At 60.6% G+C, this 19,108-nt stretch carries 18 protein-coding genes; 14 read left to right on the top strand and 4 right to left on the bottom strand.

Annotated features, from left to right (window positions below; translation table 11 throughout):
* Window positions 1–12 precede the first annotated feature (12 nt).
* The 4 genes from ACR3EN_RS13655 to ACR3EN_RS13640 all read left to right on the top strand — a co-directional run bounded on the left by ACR3EN_RS13655 (window position 13) and on the right by ACR3EN_RS13640 (window position 5,008).
* The gene (locus ACR3EN_RS13655) at window positions 13–615 is read left to right on the top strand and encodes a nucleotidyltransferase family protein (RefSeq protein ID WP_480821826.1); all 603 of its coding nucleotides are present in this window, start codon (window positions 13–15) and stop codon (window positions 613–615) included.
* 747 nt (window positions 616–1,362) lie between these two features.
* Window positions 1,363–2,799 carry a Do family serine endopeptidase gene (locus tag ACR3EN_RS13650; RefSeq protein ID WP_480821824.1) on the top strand — a complete coding sequence of 479 codons (1,437 nt, stop codon included), beginning with the start codon at window positions 1,363–1,365 and terminating at the stop codon, window positions 2,797–2,799.
* 165 nt (window positions 2,800–2,964) lie between these two features.
* Window positions 2,965–3,645: a response regulator transcription factor gene (locus tag ACR3EN_RS13645; protein WP_480821822.1), complete on the top strand. Its 681-nt coding sequence runs from the start codon at window positions 2,965–2,967 to the stop codon at window positions 3,643–3,645.
* Entirely contained in the window at window positions 3,638–5,008 is a 1,371-nt protein-coding gene (locus ACR3EN_RS13640) for a sensor histidine kinase (RefSeq protein ID WP_480821820.1), read from the top strand. Before ACR3EN_RS13645 ends, ACR3EN_RS13640 begins: the two co-directional genes overlap by 8 nt.
* 32 nt (window positions 5,009–5,040) lie before the next feature.
* Here the strand turns inward: ACR3EN_RS13640 and ACR3EN_RS13635 are convergent, their stop codons facing one another.
* Window positions 5,041–6,264, bottom strand: a complete 1,224-nt coding sequence (locus ACR3EN_RS13635; RefSeq protein WP_480821818.1) for a cytochrome P450 — start codon at window positions 6,262–6,264, stop codon at window positions 5,041–5,043.
* A 97-nt stretch (window positions 6,265–6,361) separates the two neighbouring features.
* Here ACR3EN_RS13635 and ACR3EN_RS13630 point away from each other — a divergent pair, with 97 nt between their 5' ends.
* Window positions 6,362–6,709 carry a TfoX/Sxy family protein gene (locus tag ACR3EN_RS13630; RefSeq protein ID WP_480870843.1) on the top strand — a complete coding sequence of 116 codons (348 nt, stop codon included), beginning with the start codon at window positions 6,362–6,364 and terminating at the stop codon, window positions 6,707–6,709.
* Between the two features lie 57 nt (window positions 6,710–6,766).
* Here the strand turns inward: ACR3EN_RS13630 and ndk are convergent, their stop codons facing one another.
* Together ndk and ACR3EN_RS13620 are read right to left on the bottom strand one after the other, a co-directional pair.
* Entirely contained in the window at window positions 6,767–7,189 is a 423-nt protein-coding gene (gene ndk, locus ACR3EN_RS13625; RefSeq protein ID WP_008757405.1) for a nucleoside-diphosphate kinase, read from the bottom strand.
* 103 nt (window positions 7,190–7,292) lie between these two features.
* Complete coding sequence (locus ACR3EN_RS13620; protein ID WP_480821814.1) at window positions 7,293–8,495, bottom strand: multidrug effflux MFS transporter; 1,203 nt, start codon at window positions 8,493–8,495, stop codon at window positions 7,293–7,295.
* Window positions 8,496–8,602: 107 nt separating this feature from the next.
* Here ACR3EN_RS13620 and ACR3EN_RS13615 point away from each other — a divergent pair, with 107 nt between their 5' ends.
* The 7 genes from ACR3EN_RS13615 (at window position 8,603) to ACR3EN_RS13585 (ending at window position 15,533) form a co-directional block, all read left to right on the top strand.
* On the top strand, window positions 8,603–10,456 hold the full coding sequence (locus tag ACR3EN_RS13615; protein ID WP_480821812.1) for an ABC-F family ATP-binding cassette domain-containing protein: 1,854 nt from the start codon (window positions 8,603–8,605) through the stop codon (window positions 10,454–10,456).
* A complete protein-coding gene (locus ACR3EN_RS13610; RefSeq protein ID WP_480821810.1) occupies window positions 10,453–11,073 on the top strand; it encodes a MarC family protein in 621 nt (206 codons plus the stop codon). The genes ACR3EN_RS13615 and ACR3EN_RS13610 overlap by 4 nt, the downstream gene beginning before the upstream one ends.
* Before the next feature lie 41 nt (window positions 11,074–11,114).
* Window positions 11,115–11,696 (top strand): retropepsin-like aspartic protease family protein, encoded by a 582-nt coding sequence (locus ACR3EN_RS13605; protein WP_480821808.1) that lies wholly within the window; start codon window positions 11,115–11,117, stop codon window positions 11,694–11,696.
* A 49-nt stretch (window positions 11,697–11,745) separates the two neighbouring features.
* The gene (locus ACR3EN_RS13600; RefSeq protein WP_480821806.1) at window positions 11,746–12,363 is read left to right on the top strand and encodes an ImuA family protein; all 618 of its coding nucleotides are present in this window, start codon (window positions 11,746–11,748) and stop codon (window positions 12,361–12,363) included.
* A gap of 62 nt (window positions 12,364–12,425) precedes the next feature.
* Window positions 12,426–13,640: an MFS transporter gene (locus ACR3EN_RS13595; RefSeq protein ID WP_480821804.1), complete on the top strand. Its 1,215-nt coding sequence runs from the start codon at window positions 12,426–12,428 to the stop codon at window positions 13,638–13,640.
* A complete protein-coding gene (locus tag ACR3EN_RS13590) occupies window positions 13,637–14,233 on the top strand; it encodes a YceI family protein (RefSeq protein ID WP_480821802.1) in 597 nt (198 codons plus the stop codon). Before ACR3EN_RS13595 ends, ACR3EN_RS13590 begins: the two co-directional genes overlap by 4 nt.
* 79 nt (window positions 14,234–14,312) lie before the next feature.
* The gene (locus ACR3EN_RS13585) at window positions 14,313–15,533 is read left to right on the top strand and encodes an MFS transporter (protein ID WP_480821800.1); all 1,221 of its coding nucleotides are present in this window, start codon (window positions 14,313–14,315) and stop codon (window positions 15,531–15,533) included.
* A gap of 4 nt (window positions 15,534–15,537) precedes the next feature.
* Here the strand turns inward: ACR3EN_RS13585 and ACR3EN_RS13580 are convergent, their stop codons facing one another.
* Entirely contained in the window at window positions 15,538–15,669 is a 132-nt protein-coding gene (locus tag ACR3EN_RS13580) for a hypothetical protein (RefSeq protein WP_480843549.1), read from the bottom strand.
* A 269-nt stretch (window positions 15,670–15,938) separates the two neighbouring features.
* Between ACR3EN_RS13580 and metG the strand changes: the two genes are divergently transcribed.
* Together metG and ACR3EN_RS13570 are read left to right on the top strand one after the other, a co-directional pair.
* A complete protein-coding gene (metG, locus tag ACR3EN_RS13575; RefSeq protein WP_480821798.1) occupies window positions 15,939–17,657 on the top strand; it encodes a methionine--tRNA ligase in 1,719 nt (572 codons plus the stop codon).
* Window positions 17,658–17,929: 272 nt separating this feature from the next.
* Window positions 17,930–19,108: an efflux RND transporter periplasmic adaptor subunit gene (locus tag ACR3EN_RS13570; protein WP_480821796.1), complete on the top strand. Its 1,179-nt coding sequence runs from the start codon at window positions 17,930–17,932 to the stop codon at window positions 19,106–19,108.

Here is a 19,108-nt window from a genome sequence, read left to right as displayed (position 1 = left end):
CATGGTCGGGGCATGAGCGCGATTCCCATCATCCTGCTGGCTGCAGGACAGTCCAGCCGCATGGGCGGCATCGACAAGTTGATGCAACCGGTCGATGGCATGCCATTGCTGCGGCGCTCGGCCATGATCGCGCAGACGGCTGGTCCGGTGATCGTTGCGCTGCCCCCAGCCCCCCATCCGCGACACGGCGCCCTCGAGGCGCTGGATGTCGAAATTGTCGAAATCGAAGATGCCGCTGAAGGGATGAATGCCAGCTTGCGCGGTTCGTTGGCGATGGTCCCTGAAACCGCACCTGCCGTGATGATCCTGCTGGCGGACTTGCCAGATCTTACATCCGATGACCTTAACGCTGTCCTTCGATCGAAAACCCATCACCCCGACCACCTTGTCTGGCGCGGCGCGACCGCAGATGGCAAGCCCGGTCACCCAGTCATCTTCACGCGGTCGGTTTTCGGCGCCCTGTCGCAACTGACCGGGGACACCGGGGCGCAGGATGTCGTGAGGCAATGCAAAGGCAAGGTCCACCTTCACCCCCTGCCCGCGCGGAACGCACTTCTGGATCTGGATACCCCGGCAGATTGGCAAAGCTGGCAGTCAAATCGCCCCTCAGAATAGACACGGCCCGGTCGATAAAGACCGGGCCGCTTGCCCAAAAAACAGGACTACCACTTTCACCAATCTCGTAAGCGCGGTCAGATCACCAAACTGGTTTCCTGACTATCTGCTGCCGAACCTAAACAAGACCCCCTCGTTAACATGCCGCTCAGCGCTATGGAGACTGAAGATGTGCCTTCGACACCCCCTAGTGTCTCGGGCCCCCTCACTTGGGCAATTACATCGTTGCCGATCCAATGCGTTCAAACAACGTAAAATTGGAAGAAATGGTAAATTTCCCCGAAATCGAAGACTGGCTTGCGCAAAAATGCAACAACCCGAAATCTCCTTTGGGTTGCGCGCAGATCAGGGCTTGCCTCGCACATTATGCGACCCTTCCTTCGTTGCTTTGCAATTCGATTTGTTTTTGAAGCTTTCCCACGGTTTCGCGCATCCGGCCGACACTCGAAACACAACCTTAGGATGATAGGTGTCACTTTGATCCGACACCTGGTTCGTTTGTTAACAAAACTGAATCAATTCGACACTTTTTTCGGACTGTTGACCAGATCGGCAACAATTCACCGAATCGCCGGGGGGCAGACAGGCTGATTCCCGCTCATGCGCCCGTGCCGACCCGTGGCATAGAAATGGCAGAAAGTGGCAAAATTAAGGTTTCTTAATCTTTCTGTCAGAAACGCCAAAGGTTTGGGAGGCATCTCCTGTCACAAGCGCGGGCAAAACCGCCAAACACAGACAGGAGTCAAAATGAGCATCCGTAAATCCTCATTGCTTTTCCCCCGTACATCGAACTGGATGGGCGCAAGCGCGTTGGGCGCGGCCATGCTGGCCACCACCGCCCTACCAGCCATGGCAGACGAGGCGCTGGCTGATCTGGTCGAGAGTGTATCACCCTCGGTCGTCACGATCATCGCCAAGCAGGACGCCGCGCCAGCCCCGGCGCAGGGACAGGAATTCGATTTCGAAGGCCACCCGTTTGGAGAGTTCTTCAAGCGTTTCGGCGGACCCGAAGGGTTCCAGACGCCGCAGCGTGGCCCGGCCCAAGGTCTTGGATCCGGCTTTGTTCTGGATGAGGCTGGATACATCGTCACCAACCACCATGTCGTTGATAACGCGAGCGAAGTCACCGTCCGCCTGAGCGACGACCGCAGCTTTGAGGCCGAAGTCATCGGCACCGATCCGTTGACAGATATCGCAGTTCTGAAGATCGACGCGGGCGAGGACCTGCAGGCGGTACAATTGGGTGACAGCGACGTGATCCGTGTGGGTGAGGACGTCGTGGCCATCGGTAACCCGTTCGGGCTCAGCTCGACCGTGACCACTGGCATCGTCTCGGCAAAAGGCCGCAATATCTCGGAAGGGCCCTACGCGGAATTCATCCAGACCGACGCCGCCATCAACAAAGGCAATTCGGGTGGTCCGCTGTTCAATATGCAAGGCGAGGTGATCGGTGTGAACTCGGCCATCTATTCGCCTAGCGGTGGCTCGGTGGGTCTGGGGTTTGCAGTGACCTCCAACATCGTGGATCACATCACCGCCGACCTGCGGGATGACGGTCAGGTCAGCCGCGGCTGGCTGGGCGTGTCGATCCAGAACGTCAGCCCGGAACTGGCCGCCGCGATGGGTGTCGATGCGGCAACCGGTGCCTTGGTGTCCGACGTCGTGGCCGACAGCCCCTCTGACGGGGTGCTGCAGCAAGGCGATGTCATCCTCAGCTTTAACGGAGAACCCGTTGAATCCAGTAGCGATCTGCCGATCCTTGTGGGCACCACCAAGGTGGGTACCGACAGCGTTTTGACCGTACTGCGCAACGGCAAGGAGGAACAGATCGAACTGACCATCGGCCAGCATCAATCCGCTGCGGCTGCGACCGACAGCGTGGTCGAGGACAAGTTCGAAGGTACCTCACTGGGCGTAACGGTCGCACCGCTGACCGAAACCGCGCGCGCGGAAATGGGCGTGGCCGAGACTGTGGATGGCGTTGTCGTCACCGATCTCAAGCCCGAAAGCCCAGCCGCAAAGGCCGGTCTGAAGCGCGGCGATGTGATCGTACGTCTAGGCAATCTGGACACGGTGACGCCGGATGCACTGAAAAGCGCGCTGGAAAGCGAAAAGACCGATCCCGCGCTGGTCCTGATCAATCGCGGCGGCAACCAGATCTTTGTCGCAGTCGAGATCGCCTGACCTACAACACCAAAGCGCGCCACATGATGGGGAAATCTGGTGCGCTTATCCCCGAAAGTGCGGATTGTCCACGCACTGACGGGACGGCCGGGTGCGGCTTCGCACCCGGCCTGTTTTTTGAAAGAGTATCTGTGTTTATATCCGATTGGGAAAGGAGCCCCGGCCATGAGCAGACGCCTGTTGATTGTTGAGGATGACCAAGAGACCCGCGATTTCATAGCCAAGGGTTTCAACGAAGAAGGCTACGTGGTCGAGGTCGCTTCGGATGGCCGCGAGGGGCTTTATCATGCCACCGACGGTGGTTTCGACGCGGTTGTTCTGGACCGGATGCTGCCCGGGCTCGACGGTCTGTCGCTGATCAAGTCGATGCGCGCGGCGGGGTTGAAAACGCCTGTCCTGATGCTGACCGCCATGAGCGCGGTCGACGAGCGGGTGAAGGGCCTGCGCGCTGGGGCGGATGACTATCTGGTCAAGCCATTCTCGTTTCAGGAACTGCACGCCCGGATCGAGGCACTGCTGCGCCGCCCGCAGGAATCCGAAGAGACGCCGACCCTGGCCTGTCGCGATCTGGAAATGGACCTGCTGACCCGCAAAGTCACCCGTGGTGGGCGCGAGATCACCCTCACCCCGCGTGAGTTCCAGATTCTGGAGTTCTTTCTGCGCCGCAAGAACCGCGTCGTCTCGCGCACCATGTTGTTGGAGGGCGTCTGGGATTATCACTTTGACCCCAACACCAACGTGGTTGACGTCCATATTTCAAAGCTGCGCCGTCAGTTGGACGAGGATGGGGCAGACCCGATAATCGAGACGGTTCGGGGTGCTGGATACATGGTTTCGGATGGCTGACCTGCGGCTGTCGCTCAGAAATGCCCGCACCCGGCTGGTCATCGCCAGCATGGTGCTCAGCACATTGTTGACCGCTGCGGTGCTGACGACTGTCTATGTGACCGCCAACCGGACGATCTCGGCCGAGACCCGCTCGGTCGTGCAAGCGGAGTTGACGGGGTTGGCGGACGAATACGAACGCCTTGGCATAATCGGGCTGATCAACGCGATCGAACGCCGGTTGCCGACCGCAGCACAGCGTGATGCCCTGTATCTTTTGACAGGGCGGCAAGGCACGCGGCTTGCGGGCAATCTGACCCGTTGGCCCGAAGGCATCTCGCCCGGCAGCGGCTGGGTCGAGTTGCAACTGCGCCGTGAAGGCAGCGAGCAGACCGTTCCGATCTCGGCCGCCTCGGTGCGACTGCCCGCTGGTGAGCGTTTGTTGGTTGGCCGCGACGCACTGGCGCGGCAGCAATTCGACCGCGCGTTGTTTCGATCCGTTGCGCTTGCCCTTGTTACCGCTCTGGTCCTGAGTTTGCTGACCGGCTGGTTGCTGACCCGGCTGGTGTTTTCGCGTCTCAGGGAAATTGCCGATACAGCAGACAACATAGTCTCGGGCGATCTGGCCCTGCGGATGCCTTTGCGTGGCACGGGGGACGAGTTCGACCAGGTTTCGGGGACGCTCAATAACATGCTGGACAAGATTGAAGAGCTGGTCAGCAATCTGCGGACCACCTCGAACTCGATCGCGCATGATCTGCGTTCGCCTCTGTCGCGTCTGCGCCAGCGGGTCGAATCGCTGGCCGAACCGGGCAAAACCGATCAGGAGCGTGACATCGACATGGCCCGCGCAACCGGTGAGATCGACCATTTGCTGCGTGTTCTCAGCCAACTGACCGAGATCTCACGGGCTGAGGCCGGTCTTGGGCGCGAGCAATTCGAGCCGGTGAAACTGCAGCAACTGGTGGGCGATGTGGTCGAGCTGTACGAGCCCGTCGCGGCTGATCAGAACATCCGGCTTGAGGTCAAGGGCAGCGCTGGCCCGATCCAAGGCCACCGCCCCTTGCTGTCTCAGGCGCTGTCCAACCTGCTGGAAAATGCGATGCGTTACGCTCCGGCGGGCACGGCCATTACCATCGAAATCCGCGAAGACGGTGACTATACGCTGCTCAGCGTACGCGATCGGGGACCGGGCGTACCGGAAAGCGATCTGCCCAGACTGCAGATGCCCTTTGTGACCCTGGACCCTGCAAGAACCGGACGCAATGCAGGGCTTGGCCTGGCGCTGGTCGCCGCGATCTCACATATGCATGGCGGCAAATTCCTGGCGTGCAATCGCAAACCCGGGTTGGAGACTACTCTGAGACTGGCGCGAAACCCTTAGATCAAGAACGCCGTGCACTGCATTGTTTTCAATCAGAGTATAGCGGGCAAAGATGCATACCCCCGAAAGCGGATTCTGCCACCGCGCCTGCGCATTGGAAGCACCTGATAGCGCGGATACCGTTGCAGGAACCGCCCCAGCGCAACCCGCCCCTCTAACCGTGCGAGGGTCAGGCCAACGCAGATATGGGGCCCTCCGGCAAAGGCCAGATGACGGTTGGGTTTGCGGGTGATGTCGAAGCGTCCCGGATCATCGAATACGGCGGGATCGCGGTTGGCCGCCCCGATACACAGATGCAAGTTGGTGCCTTTCGGAACGCGCAGGCCTTCTAGCTCCATATCGGCCGTTGTTTCGCGATTGCCGAACTGGTTTGGCGAACGAAAGCGCAGGACCTCTTCGATGGTGGAATTGATCAGGCTTTCATCGTCCAGAAGTCGCTGCCGCTGATCCGGGTAATCGTGCAACAGGGCCAGCCCATTGCCGATCAGATTGGTCGTGGTTTCATGCCCCGCATTCAGGATGAATATGCAGTTCTGCAGCAATTCGACTTCGCTGAGCTGCGCATCCGCGCCCTCTCCCCGGATCAGGCGGGTCAGGACATCCGTTTCCGGGTCACCCGGGCTGGCGCGGCGGCGCGCGACGAGGTCTTCAAGATAGGCCTTGAACTCAGTCACGGCCCTGTGACCGTTGGCCAGTTGTGCCTCGGTCAGCGCGGGTTCCAAAGCGCCCAAAATGGCAAGAGACCAATCGCGCAGCGGCCCGCGTTCGGACATTGGCACATCCAGCAGGTTGCCGATGATCTGGATCGGGATGGTCGAGGCGAAATCCTCGATCAGATTCACCTGTGCCCGACCGGCCATGGCGTCCAGCAACGTATCAACGGTTTCGATCAGCCCCGGCTCCATCCGGGCGATGGCACGCGGCGTCAGGGCCGATGTCATGATCTTACGCACCCGCGTGTGCAGCGGTGGATCCGAGAAGACCAGCGAGGTGGTGTGGTGTTCAAACAGCGGAGAACCTACTCCGAATTTCGGACCAAAGGCGGCTTTCTTGTCGGATGAATAGAGCGTGGTGTCGCGATAGATCCTGTCCAGATCAGTGTGGCGCGACAGCAGGATCGAGCCATCGGGCTGCGGCAGGACTGGTGCGTGCCGCAGCAGCGCATCATAGAAAGGGAACGGATCATCCACAAAGCCATCAGGTGGATTCATCAAATCCAGATTTTGCACCATATCTTCGCGGCTTACGCTGTTCATCGCATCCTCCCTGCCCCTTCAATTGCCTAACGCATGAGGCGAGATCAAACAACTCTGCGCAGGTGACAGCGGCCACGTGGCAGGCTATGTCAGAGGCATGTCTGACCCGGTCTCTTCTATCCGCAACCTTGGCCCCGCTTTCGAACAGGCCTGTGCCCGCGCGGGCATTCATTCGGCGCAGCAACTGCGGGACTTAGGAGCGGATGAGGCCTATGCGCGCCTGCTGCAATCGGGCTCGCGCCCGCATTTCATCGGGTATTATGTGCTGGTCATGGGACTGCAGGGCCGCCCATGGAATGATTGCAAGGGCGATGAGAAGAAGGCGCTGCGTGAACGGTTTGACGCAATCAAAGCCGGGGTCAGCCGGGCACCGGAAAGCCAGATAATCTCTGATTTGGACGCTGTCGGCGTGCGCGTGACTCCGGCAGACCTGAAACCCCTCTGAGCACAAAAAAGGCCGCCCCGGTCCGGAGCGGCCCAATCTTGTCACCTAAGCGGCAGCTTAGCCGACCAGTTCGATGCCCGAGAAGAAGTACGCGATCTCAACCGCGGCGGTTTCCGGTGCGTCCGAGCCGTGGACCGAGTTTTCACCGACCGACTCAGCGAACTCGGCGCGGATGGTGCCGGGGGCTGCGTCTGCGGGGTTGGTTGCGCCCATGACTTCGCGGTTCTTGGCAATGGCGCCTTCGCCTTCCAGAACCTGAACAACGACCGGAGCCGACGACATGAACTCGCACAGTTCGTCATAGAACGGACGCTCGGCGTGCACGTCATAGAACTTGCCTGCTTGCGCTTTGGTCATGTGGATGCGCTTTTGCGCAACGATGCGCAGGCCAGCTTCTTCGAACTTGGCGTTGATCTTGCCAGTCAGGTTGCGGCGGGTTGCATCGGGTTTGATGATCGAGAATGTGCGTTCCAGTGCCATGTCGGCCTCTCCTTACAATGTGGCGCAAGATGTGCGCCGAAATCCATCGCGCGCCGCCTAACACGGTATGCGGCACAAGAAAAGCACTATGATGGCCTAAGCCTCAGATCGCGTCGGGCAACGGGTCGATCCGATCAAGCCTGCGCACATAGAGAATGGCCAGAAGACCTGCGAAGCTGCTGGCACTCATCATTCCAAGCACAAGGAACGGGCCGTTTTGGGGGCTGACAAAAGCGCCGGTCATGGTCGTCAGAATTGCCCCCAGCGCGACAATCATTGCACCCGACAGCCCCGCCGCGCTGCCCGCCAGCTTAGGTCGCACTGACATCACCCCAGACGAAGCATTGGCATTGGTCAAACCGTTTCCGAACCCTACGCAAATGGCGGATCCAAAGAACACCCAGACCGACCCCAGATCAGCCAGAAACAACAACAAACCGACAAATGGTCCGGTTGAGGCCACGATCCGGCCTGCAAGGATCATCGTTGTCAACTGTGTGCGCCTGGCGAAGCGGCCAGTGATAAAATTGCCGACCATGAAGCCGCCGGTGATGATCCCGATGCCCAGACCCAACATCGCCGGGCTCAGATCAAACCATGCCGCTGCCACAAGGGGGGCGCCGGTGATAAAGCTGTAGAAACCACCGATCGAGAAAGCGGCACATAACGCATAGCCCCAAAACCGGCGGGCGCGAAACAGGTGCGGGTATTCTCTCAGCTGTGCGGCGAAGGTTGCAGACCGGTTGGTATTGGTCTCGCCCATATCGAGCCAAAGCAAGGCGAACATTCCCACCCCGAATACCGTGTACAGGACAAATCCCGCGCGCCACCCGAACAGCATGTCCAATGCGCCGCCCAGCATTGGCCCCAGCATCGGGGCCAAGGCCATGGCCATCGCCACATACCCAAGTTTGCTGGCAGCCTCATTCGGGGCATATCTGTCGCGGATCGACGCGCTGGACAGAACAGGCCCCGCAACCACCGCGGCCTGCAATAGTCGAAACCCAAGGAAGACCCAAATCGAGTCAGCCAATACGCAGCCAAGAGACGCGAGTGCAAAGACACCCATCCCGATCAGCAGGATAGGCCTGCGTCCAAACCGGTCCGACAAAGGCCCAAGGATCAGCTGCAAGCAGGCCGAAACCGCCAAGTAACCGGCCACCGAAAAATTCACCAACCCGTAGTCGACCTGAAAATCTTCAGCCATCCGCGCCAGCGACGGCAGGAACATATTCAGCGACAGCACCGACAGCGCCGTTGCAAAAATCAGTGTCGCCAAAGATGGGGGCGTCCGGGCCGCGCGCATGGGTCAAAACCAACTGAAATCCAATCGGACCAGCGCTAACACATCGCTTTTGGATTGAACATGCCAAGCCGCTGGCGGCGGCATCACGGCTCTGCTAAGAGCGCGTCATGCTACGGATCGAAAACATCACCTACGCCGTTGAGGGCCGCCCGTTGTTTGACGGGGCCAGCGCGACCATCCCGGACGGCCACAAGGTTGGCCTTGTGGGCCGCAATGGCACCGGGAAAACCACGCTGTTCCGCCTGATCCGGGGGGAACTGGCTCTTGAATCCGGCAGTATCTCGATCCCGAAACGCGCACGGATTGGCGGTGTGGCGCAAGAGGTGCCCTCGTCCGATGTGTCACTGATCAATACCGTTCTGGCTGCGGATACCGAACGCAGCGCGCTGATGGCCGAGGCCGAAAGCGCCGAAGATCCCGCCCGCATTGCCGATATCCAGACCCGTCTGGCCGATATCGACGCTTGGTCGGCCGAAGCGCGCGCGGCCTCGATCCTCAAAGGTCTGGGGTTCGACGACGCGGATCAGCTGCGCCCCTGTTCCGATTTCTCGGGCGGTTGGCGGATGCGCGTGGCGCTGGCAGCGGTGCTGTTTTCCCAGCCCGATCTGTTGTTGTTGGACGAGCCGACCAACTATCTGGACCTTGAAGGTGCGCTGTGGCTCGAGAGCTATCTGGCCAAGTACCCGCACACGGTGATCATCATCAGCCACGACCGGGGGCTTTTGAACCGTGCCGTGGGCTCGATCCTACATCTGGAAGACCGCAAGCTCACCTACTACGCCGTGCCCTATAACAAGTTCGCCGAACGCCGTGCCGAACGCCTGGCGCAGGCCGAATCCGAGAACGCCAAGGCCAAGGCTCGCATCGCGCACCTGCAGAGTTTTGTGGATCGCTTCCGCTATAAGGCGTCGAAAGCGGTTCAGGCCCAGTCGCGGCTAAAGATGATCGAGCGCATCCAGCTGGTCTCGACCCCGCAAGAGGCCGCGCTGCGCGCGTTTTCGTTCCCCGAGCCCGAGGAACTGTCGCCGCCGATCATCCAGATCGAAGGTGGTGTGACCGGTTATGGCGAGACCGAGGTGCTGCGCCGCCTGAACCTGCGCATTGATCAGGATGACCGCATCGCGCTGCTTGGGAAGAACGGTCAGGGCAAATCAACCCTTTCGAAGCTGTTATCCGACCGCCTACCCCTGATGGCGGGCAAGATGACGCGCAGTTCCAAGCTGCGCATCGGGTATTTCGCGCAGCATCAGGTCGATGAGCTGTATGTAGACGAAACACCTTTGGATCACCTGCGCCGTTTGCGCCCCGATGAGGCGCCGGGCAAGTGGCGATCGCGTCTGGCTGGTTTCGGCCTGAACGCGGATCAGGCCGAAACCAAGGTCGGGCGTTTGTCCGGGGGTCAGAAGGCCCGCCTGTCGTTGCTTCTGGCGACCATCGACGCGCCGCATATGCTGATCCTCGACGAACCCACCAACCACCTTGATATCGAAAGCCGCGAGGCGCTGGTCGAGGCGCTGACGGCTTATTCCGGCGCGGTGGTTCTGGTCAGCCACGACATGCACCTGCTGTCGCTGGTGGCGGACCGTTTGTGGCTGGTCTCGGACGGCACGGTCAAACCGTTCGAGGAAGATCTTGAGGCTTATCGGGCCATGCTGCTTGCCAGAGACAAACCCGTCAAAGCCAAACCACAGTCCGCAAAGCCCAAGCGCCCATCGCGCGATACAATGCTGGCCTTGCGCGCCGATCTGCGTAAATGCGAGGAGCGGATCGAGAAACTGACCGATATGCACGACAAGCTCTCGGCCAAGCTGGCGGACCCGGCCTTGTACGAGGATGACAGGATCAACGATCTGGAAACCTGGAACCGGAAGTTCGCAGAGGTGACCGAGGCAATGCAAAAAGCCGAAACCCTGTGGGTCGCGGCCGCAGAGCGACTTGAACAGGCAGAGAATGCAGCATGATTGAACTGGCCTTTTTCATCACGGCGTTCACCACCATGTTTGTGGTGATCGACCCGTTCGGCACCACGCCGATCTTCGTGGCGCTGACACAGGACATGGACGCAACAACGCGCCGCAAGGTCGCCATCCGCAGCTGTCTGACCGCAGCCGGTATCCTGATCGCCTTTGCAGCCTTTGGCGAAGCGGTTCTGGGCTTTGTCGGCATTTCAATGGAAGCCTTTCGTGTAGCCGGTGGCGCGCTGCTGTTTCTGACCGCGCTCGACATGCTGTTCGACCGTCGCACCAAGCGCCGCGAGGACCGGGCCGAAGAGGAAGAGCACCCCGACCCGTCCGTCTTCCCTCTGGCCATTCCCCTGATCGCGGGCCCCGGTTCGATTGCGACGATCATTCTGCTGGCGGGCCAGAACCCCGGCATTCAGGGCATCGCCGCAGCCTGCGCCGTTATGCTGGCGGTCATGATCGTCGTCTTTGTGTTCTTTCTCGCCGGAGGTCTGATCGCCCGCATACTGGGCAAGACCGGCCTGAATGTACTGACCCGGTTGCTGGGTATGTTGTTGGCCGCGCTGTCGGTCCAGTTCATTCTGGATGGCCTGAAGGCCTTTGGTTTCGCATCCTGAATCCCCATATATATCAAAGTGACTGTGGTGAGGATTGCGGTATGGACGGCGACAGCATCGGGCGTTTGGTATATCTGGTTGTGCTTGGTTCGGCCGTGGCACTCTGGTTTGTCTCGCAAAACCGCCAATCGCTGAACAAGACCTTGCAGCAGATCATGGCCTGGGTGTTCATCTTCGTGGGCGCCATCGCCGTGATCGGCCTGTGGGAGGATATCCGTTCGTCAGTCAGCCCCGCCCCGCAGATGGCGATCACCGGTGACGCGATCGAGGTGCCGCGCGCGCGGGATGGTCACTATTATCTGCCCATGCTGGTCAATGGCACAGCCGTGACCTTTCTGGTCGATACCGGTGCCAGCCAAATCGTTCTCAGCGACAAGGATGCCGAGCGTGCCGGGATAGATACAGCACAGCTGAACTATGTTGGGCGCGCCTCGACCGCCAACGGCATGGTGCGTACAGCACCGGTTCGCTTGCAAAGCCTTGCGTTGGGGCCCATCACCGACAGCAATGTCCCGGCTTCGATCACTGAAGGCGAGTTAAGTCAGTCGCTGCTGGGGATGGAGTATCTGCATCGCTTCTCGAACATTCAGTTCGCAGATGGACGCCTGATTTTGTCGCGCTGACAGCGATTCCCCAATTGAGAACAAAATGGGAACATGCTAATTTGTCGGCATGTCCACTCAGCTTATTGACCGCAAACCCGCGCGCACCCCGCCCGGTGTGACCCTGCATTCACAGATCAGCCTGCAACTGGCCCGTGTCCACGAGGCCTGCGGCCCCGCACGGCGCAGCTTTGCCCTGTGGCTGGCGGGGCAGACCCAAGGGCCCGTGATGTGGATCGCCCCGGACTGGCAGATCGAACACCTGCACCCCGAGGGTATGCTGCCGTTCGCCGATCCCGCGCGCTTTCTGCTGGTGCGCCCATCGAAAGCCGAAGACCTGCTTTGGTGTATGGAGGAGGCGCTGCGCAGCGGGACAGCCCCCCTTGTCATCGGTGATCTGCCCGGCCCGCCGGGGCTGACCCCGGTCCGGCGCATGCATCTTGCCGCAGAACAGGGCGGCGCGGCGGGGCAAGCACCGCTGGGGCTGCTGCTGACCCCCGATGACGGCGGCGCACAAGGGATCGAGACGCGCTGGCATATGGCCCCCACCTATTGCGACGCAGGCCAGAGCTGGACCCTGACCCGCCGCCGTGCCCGCGCACAACCGCCTGCCAGCTGGCTGGCCACCCGGGCTGCGGGTCAGGCTCTGCACCTGCAACGGGTCGAAACCAAAGACACGACTGAGTGACAGCACAGCGGTCACGCAACTTGTGACTGGTCAAAACGGCAGCCGCGCCCTAGCGTTCCGGGATGACCCACGCGATCCACGATAGCCGCTATTCCTGGCTGCGCCTGCTGATCACTCTGGCCATTGCCACGGTGGTCAATGTGGGCATGTGGGCCGTGATCGTGGTGATGCCCGCCATCGAAACCCAGTTCGGGGCCGGACGCGCCGAAGCGTCGCTGCCTTATGTCCTGACCATGATCGGCTTTGCCTTGGGCAATATGTGGCTGGGTCAACTGGTGGACCGGCTGGGCGTGACCAAAGCGCTGATCGGGGCCGCCGCCCTGAGTGCTGTCAGCTATCTGCTGGCCACACTGGCCCCGAACATGCTTCTGCTGTCGCTGGCGCATCTGCTGCTGGGGCTGGGTACGGCGGTGGGGTTCGGCCCTCTGATCGCCGATATCTCGCACTGGTTCATGCGGCGGCGCGGGATCGCCGTGGCGCTGGTGGCCAGCGGGAACTACCTGTCCGGTGCGATCTGGCCCACGTTGCTGTCGGGCATTCTGGCGCGCGAGGGCTGGCAACAGGTCTACCTGAGCCTTGCGCTGATCACTGTCGTTACGGTGATCCCCCTGTCCCTCTTGCTGCGCCGTCAAGTCCCGCTTGAGGCGCACAGCACCGCCGCAGCTGCCGCCCAGACCCGCGCGCAGAGCGTCGGTCTGTCGCCGCGCGCGCTGCAATACATCCTCGGGATCGCCGGGATCGGCTGCTGCGTGGCGATGTCGATGCCTCAGGTTCATATCGTGTCCTACTGCGTCGGGTTGGGTTATGGCCCGGCGGTCGGGGCCGAGATGCTCTCGCTAATGCTGCTGGGTGGTGTGGTCAGCCGCGTGATCTCGGGCCTTGTAGCCGACAAGCTGGGCGGGCTGACCACCTTGCTGATCGGGTCGATCCTGCAATGTATCGCGCTGTTTCTGTTCCTGCCCTATGACGGGATGGTCTCGCTTTATGTCATCAGCATGCTGTTTGGTCTGGCACAGGGCGGCATCGTCCCCAGCTATGCCCTTGTGGTGCGCGAATACATGCCCCCACAAGAGGCTGGTGCGCGGGTGGGCTTTGTCATGATGATGACCATCATGGGTATGGCTCTGGGCGGCTGGATGTCGGGCTGGATTTACGACGTAACCGGAAATTATCAATTGGCCTTTATCAACGGCATCCTCTGGAACGGCCTGAACATCGTCATTCTGCTGACCCTAATGAAACGATCACGCCCGCGGGGTGGAGAGGTTTTGGCATGACATATCTGACCCGACGCGCCCTGATCGCGGGGCTGACCGCCCTGCCCCTGGCAAGCGCCGCGCAAACCGGGCTGATCCCCTATGTGCTGGCCCCCAAGGGCACCTCGGTGGGCTTTACCTTTGATCTGTCAGGCGTGGCGCAATCCGGCACGATGCCGATCCGGTCTGCCGACATACGGATCGACACCAAACGTCTGCAGAACAGCACAGTGGACGTGGTGCTTGACGTGGCCGATGCGCGCACCAGACTGCCATTTGCCCGTGGCCCGATGCTGGGCGAAAGTGTCTTGAACGCCGAAACGCACCCGACGATACGGTTCACCTCGACCAAGATTCAACTGGGCCCGTCGGGTCGAATATCCGAAGGCGCAACCGTGACGGGTGATCTGACTGTGCGTGGCGTGACACGTCCTGTCACGCTGATGGCCAACCTTTACCGAAAGCCGGGCAGCGCGGTGGATGACCTGGACGCTCTGAGCATCAGACTGATCGGGGCATTGAACCGGCATGAATTCGGTGCCTCGGGCTACCCAGATCTGGTGCAAGAGACGGTGGGTCTGAACATCCATGCCGAGATCGTCCGCGAAGGATGAGGCAGAAAGGCAAAAAACGACGCGCGCAGGTCGAATAGTCGCGCGAAATACCGGCGCGTGACGTCAAGCTGAGGGCATCATGCGCACGATTATTTCCTTTGCCGCCCTGTTTCTTTCCGTCATTCTGCTGCAGCTTTCGACCGGCGGCGTCGGCCCGTTGGACGCGATCTCGGGGCTAACGCTGGGCTTCTCCACGGAACAGATCGGTCTGCTGGGGTCTGCGCATTTCCTCGGCTTCTTCATCGGCTGCTGGTGGGCGCCGCGCCTGATGGGCAGTGTCGGTCATTCGCGTGCGTTTGCGGTCTGCACCGCTTTGGGAGCGATGGGGTTGCTGGGCCACACACTGACCGAGGACCCCCGCATATGGGCCGTGTTGCGCATCGCCTCGGGCACTTGCGTTGCAGGGTGTTATACTGTGATCGAGGCCTGGTTGAATGCCAAGGTCACCAACGACTCGCGCGGGCGGGTCATGGGAAGCTATCGGATCGCAGACCTTGGGGCGTCGCTTTGCGCCCAGTTGATCATCGCGGTTCTGCCACCTGCATCTTACATCTCTTACAATCTGCTGGCGATCCTGTGCTGTGCCTCGCTGCTGCCGCTGGCCCTGACGCGCGCCAGCCAACCCAAAACACCGGACGCCCCGCGCCTGCGGCCCAGAATGGCTTGGCAAAACTCGCCACTTGCGGTCGCCGGGGTCATCGTTGCAGCGCTCAGCTCGGCGTCGTTCCGCATGGTGGGCCCGGTCTACGGCCAAGAGGTCGGTCTGGGCGTGGACCAGATCGCCTTTTTTCTGGCGTCGTTTGTTCTGGGCGGCGCGCTGGCCCAATATCCGCTGGGGTGGCTGGCAGACAAATACGACCGCCGCTGGGTCCTGATCTGGCTGTCCGCCGCCGCCGTGCTAAGCTGTGCCATTACGATGGCCGCAAGCGGTGCAGGCACGCTGGGTGTCATGCTGGCTGCCGGATTCTTCGGGCTGACCACCTTTCCGATCTTCTCGGTCTCGTCTGCGCACGCCAATGACTTCGCAACAACTGAACAACGCGTTGAGCTGTCTGCCGCATTGATGTTCTGGTACGCGCTGGGGGCAATCGCCTCGCCCTATGTCTCATCGACGCTGATCCAGCAATTCGGGCCGGGTGCGCTATTTGCCTTTGTCGCCGTCGGGCATCTGGGGCTGATCGTTTTTGGCCTTGCCCGGATGCGGTCGCGCCCAACGCCCCAAGAAAGAACGAACTACGTCTATGCTCCTCGAACCTCATTCACCATCGGCCGCCTTCTGAAACGATCACGCGAGGATTAAAGGCTTATTCTACAGGCGGCGACGACTGAACCATCTCATCCAGGACAGAGCCCGCTTCATACCCCAGCGGGTCGATCTCCAGCCCCGCGCGGATTACCGAAGACCCAGACCCCAACATGCTGCTGCATACGCTCATAGCCTACAAAATCGGCCGTCGCTTTGTTCTGGTCGGTGAAAGAACTGGGGTCATTGCAACGATGGCGGAGACGCGAAATACACGCGCCAAATAAGAGCAATACATAAATCCCCCCTGCAAAACTGCTTTGGCCATCGTAACACACCGTCCGGAGTTTTCGCGAAGGCGGCGTTTCCGGGTGAGAATAAGGCACCAACACCTAAACCGGGCTTTTGCTGAGCGGTCACATACTGTAGACGGGCGCGCAGTTAGTTACGTGGAAACGCAAAATGGCCCGGATTCTTATTACCTCGGCGATCCCTTACATCAACGGGATCAAGCACCTCGGCAACCTGATCGGCTCACAACTGCCCGCCGATCTTTATGCACGTTACCAGCGTGGCCGGGGGAATGAGGTGATGTTCCTGTGTGCAACGGATGAACACGGCACCCCGGCCGAGCTGGCAGCGGCGAAAGCGGGCAAGCCCGTCGCCGAATACTGCGCGGATATGTATGCCGTTCAGGCCGAGATCGCGCAGCGTTTTGGCCTCAGCTTCGATCACTTTGGCCGCTCGTCCAGCGCGCAAAACAAGCGCCTGACCCAGCATTTTGCGGGCAAGCTGGACGAGGCAGGCCTGATCCGTGAGGTCAGCGAAAAACAGGTCTATTCCAACGCCGATGGCCGGTTTCTGCCGGATCGCTATATCGAGGGCACCTGCCCCAATTGCGGCTATGACCGTGCGCGCGGCGATCAGTGCGAGAACTGCACCAAACAGTTGGACCCGACTGATCTGATCGAGCCGCGCAGCGCGATCAGCGGCTCGACCGATCTTGAGGTGCGCGAGACCAAACACCTGTATCTGCGTCAATCCGCGATGAAGGATCAGTTGGACGCCTGGATCGACAGCAAGACGGACTGGCCGATCCTGACCACCTCGATTGCCAAGAAGTGGCTGCATGATGGCGACGGCCTGCAGGATCGCGGCATCACCCGCGATCTGGACTGGGGTGTGCCCGTCAAGAAAGGCGATCAGGACTGGCCGGGGATGGAGGGCAAAGTCTTCTATGTCTGGTTCGATGCCCCCATCGAATACATTGCCTGCGCCAAGGAATGGGCGGATTCTACCGGCAAACCGGATGCCGAATGGGAGCGCTGGTGGCGCACCGACAAGGGCGCGGATGACGTGCGCTATGTCCAGTTCATGGGCAAGGACAACGTGCCTTTCCATACGCTCAGCTTCCCGGCCACCATTCTGGGCTCGGGTGAGCCTTGGAAGATGGTCGATCACCTGAAATCCTTCAACTATCTGAACTACGACGGCGGCCAGTTCTCGACCAGCCAAGGCCGTGGCGTGTTCATGGATCAGGCGTTGGAGATCCTGCCCGCCGACTACTGGCGCTGGTGGCTGCTGAGCCATGCGCCCGAGAGCAGCGACAGTGAGTTCACGTGGGAGAACTTCCAGCAATCGGTGAACAAGGACCTGGCCGATGTTCTGGGCAACTTCGTCAGCCGGATCACCAAGTTCTGCCGCTCGAAATTCGGCGAGGCCGTACCCGAGGGCGGTACCTTTGGCGAGCGCGAGCAGACGCTGATTGCCGATCTCACCAAACGCATCCGCGCCTATGAAGGCCATATGGAGGCGATGGAGGTTCGCAAATCCGCGCAGGAATTGCGGGCAATCTGGGTGGCAGGCAACGAATACCTGCAGGCCGCGGCACCTTGGTCGACCTTCAAGGAAGACCCCGAACAGGCCGCCGCGCAGGTGCGACTGGGCCTGAACCTGATCCGGCTGTATGCCGTGCTCAGCGCGCCGTTCATCCCCGACACCTCGGCCCGGATGCTGAGCGCGATGAACACGCTGGATACCGGCTGGCCCGACGATGTTGAGGCCGCGCTGAGCGCCCTGCCCACCGGCCATCAATTCTCGGTGCCCGATGTGCTGTTTGCCAAGATCACCGATGAGCAGCGCGAAGACTGGCAGGCGAAATTCGCCGGAACGCGCACCTGAACCACGACCGTTCAGAAATCTCGAACCGGGGGCTTAGCTGCCTCCGGTCTTTCAGTGTGCTCGCTTGAACCTTGCACTATGCGCCACAATCGTCAGCTTTGCGGTGTAACTCTGCCATTCGCCTGAGAATTTTATCGGTTGTTGGCGACAACCCGGTCGTCAACATGCTTGAGAAATGACCGCAAAGCGGCCATCCTGATCTCAATGTGATCGACTCGTCGCGGTGCGCCTATGCCGCGGCGCATATTTATCGTCTGAACGAGGCATGTGTTATGTCCCCTGAATTTGTTCCCACCTCCCCCCGTCGCTACAGACCCGCCACGGCGCTTGGTCCGACCCTGGCCCTACTCTCGTGTCTTGGGTTCTGGCATTCTGCAGCCGCGCAGGATCAGGGTGACGCACCCGCGCCGAAAGTGTCCATCGCGGCAGCCTATTCCCAGGAAATTACCGATCAGGCCACCTTTATCGGGCGGGCCGAGGCCATCGACAAGGTCGACATCGTGGCACGGGTCAGCGGTTTTCTGGAAAGCCAGGACGTCGAAGACGGTGCGTTGGTGAACGAGGGCGATCTGCTGTTCAAGATCGAACCAGACCTCTACGAGGCCACCTTGCAGGCCCGCAAGGCCGATCTGGATCGGGCCGAGGCCAATCTTGAGCTGGCCAAGGTCGATCTGGCCCGCAAGGAAGAGCTGTTCCGGCGGCAGGCGACCCCGGAATCCGAGCGCGACATTGCACGCGCCAACGAACTGGTTGCCGAGGCCGAGGTCAAAGCCGCAAACGCCGCGATCCAGCAGGCTGAACTGGATCTGGGTTACACCGAGATCCACGCCCCATTCACCGGACGCCTTGGGCGCGTAGCCACCAGCGTCGGAGATGTCGTAGGACCAAACAACCCACCCTTGGTCAATCTTGTCAGCGAAGCTCCGATCTATGTGAATTTTTCGCTTAACGAAAAGCAATTCACCACAGTTCTTCAACAGGTTGGCGAGAACGCAGCGTCTTTGGCCGAAAGCAACAAAAGCCCGAACGTTCACGTTACGCTGCCCAATGGAACCGAGTTGGATGAGACGGGCGAGATCGTTTTTGTCGACAACCGGATCGACCCTCTGACCGGCGCGATTACCGTGCGTGCGCAGTTCGAAAACACCGATCGTCTCATCATCGACGGTGCGTTTGTGAATGTTCAGATTGAGGCACTGGAACCCACATTGCAGGTACTGATCCCACAGGCCGCGCTGCAGCGTGACCAGCGGGGTGAATTCGTTCTGGTCGTCAATGACAAACAGATGGTCGAGCAGCGTTACATCACCACCGGAGATACCGTCGGATCGGCGATCATCGTCTCCGACGGCCTGCGCGAAGGCGAAAGCGTGATTGTCGAGGGCCTGCAGCGGGTGCGCCCCGGCGTGGCTGTCGACGCGGTTGTCGCCTCTGAGCAGCCGGGAGAGTAA

It is taken from the genome of Ruegeria sp. G7 (genome assembly GCF_056535465.1).
Note: the sequence above shows the minus strand (reverse complement) of the source record. Positions and strands in the feature narration are given on the sequence as shown.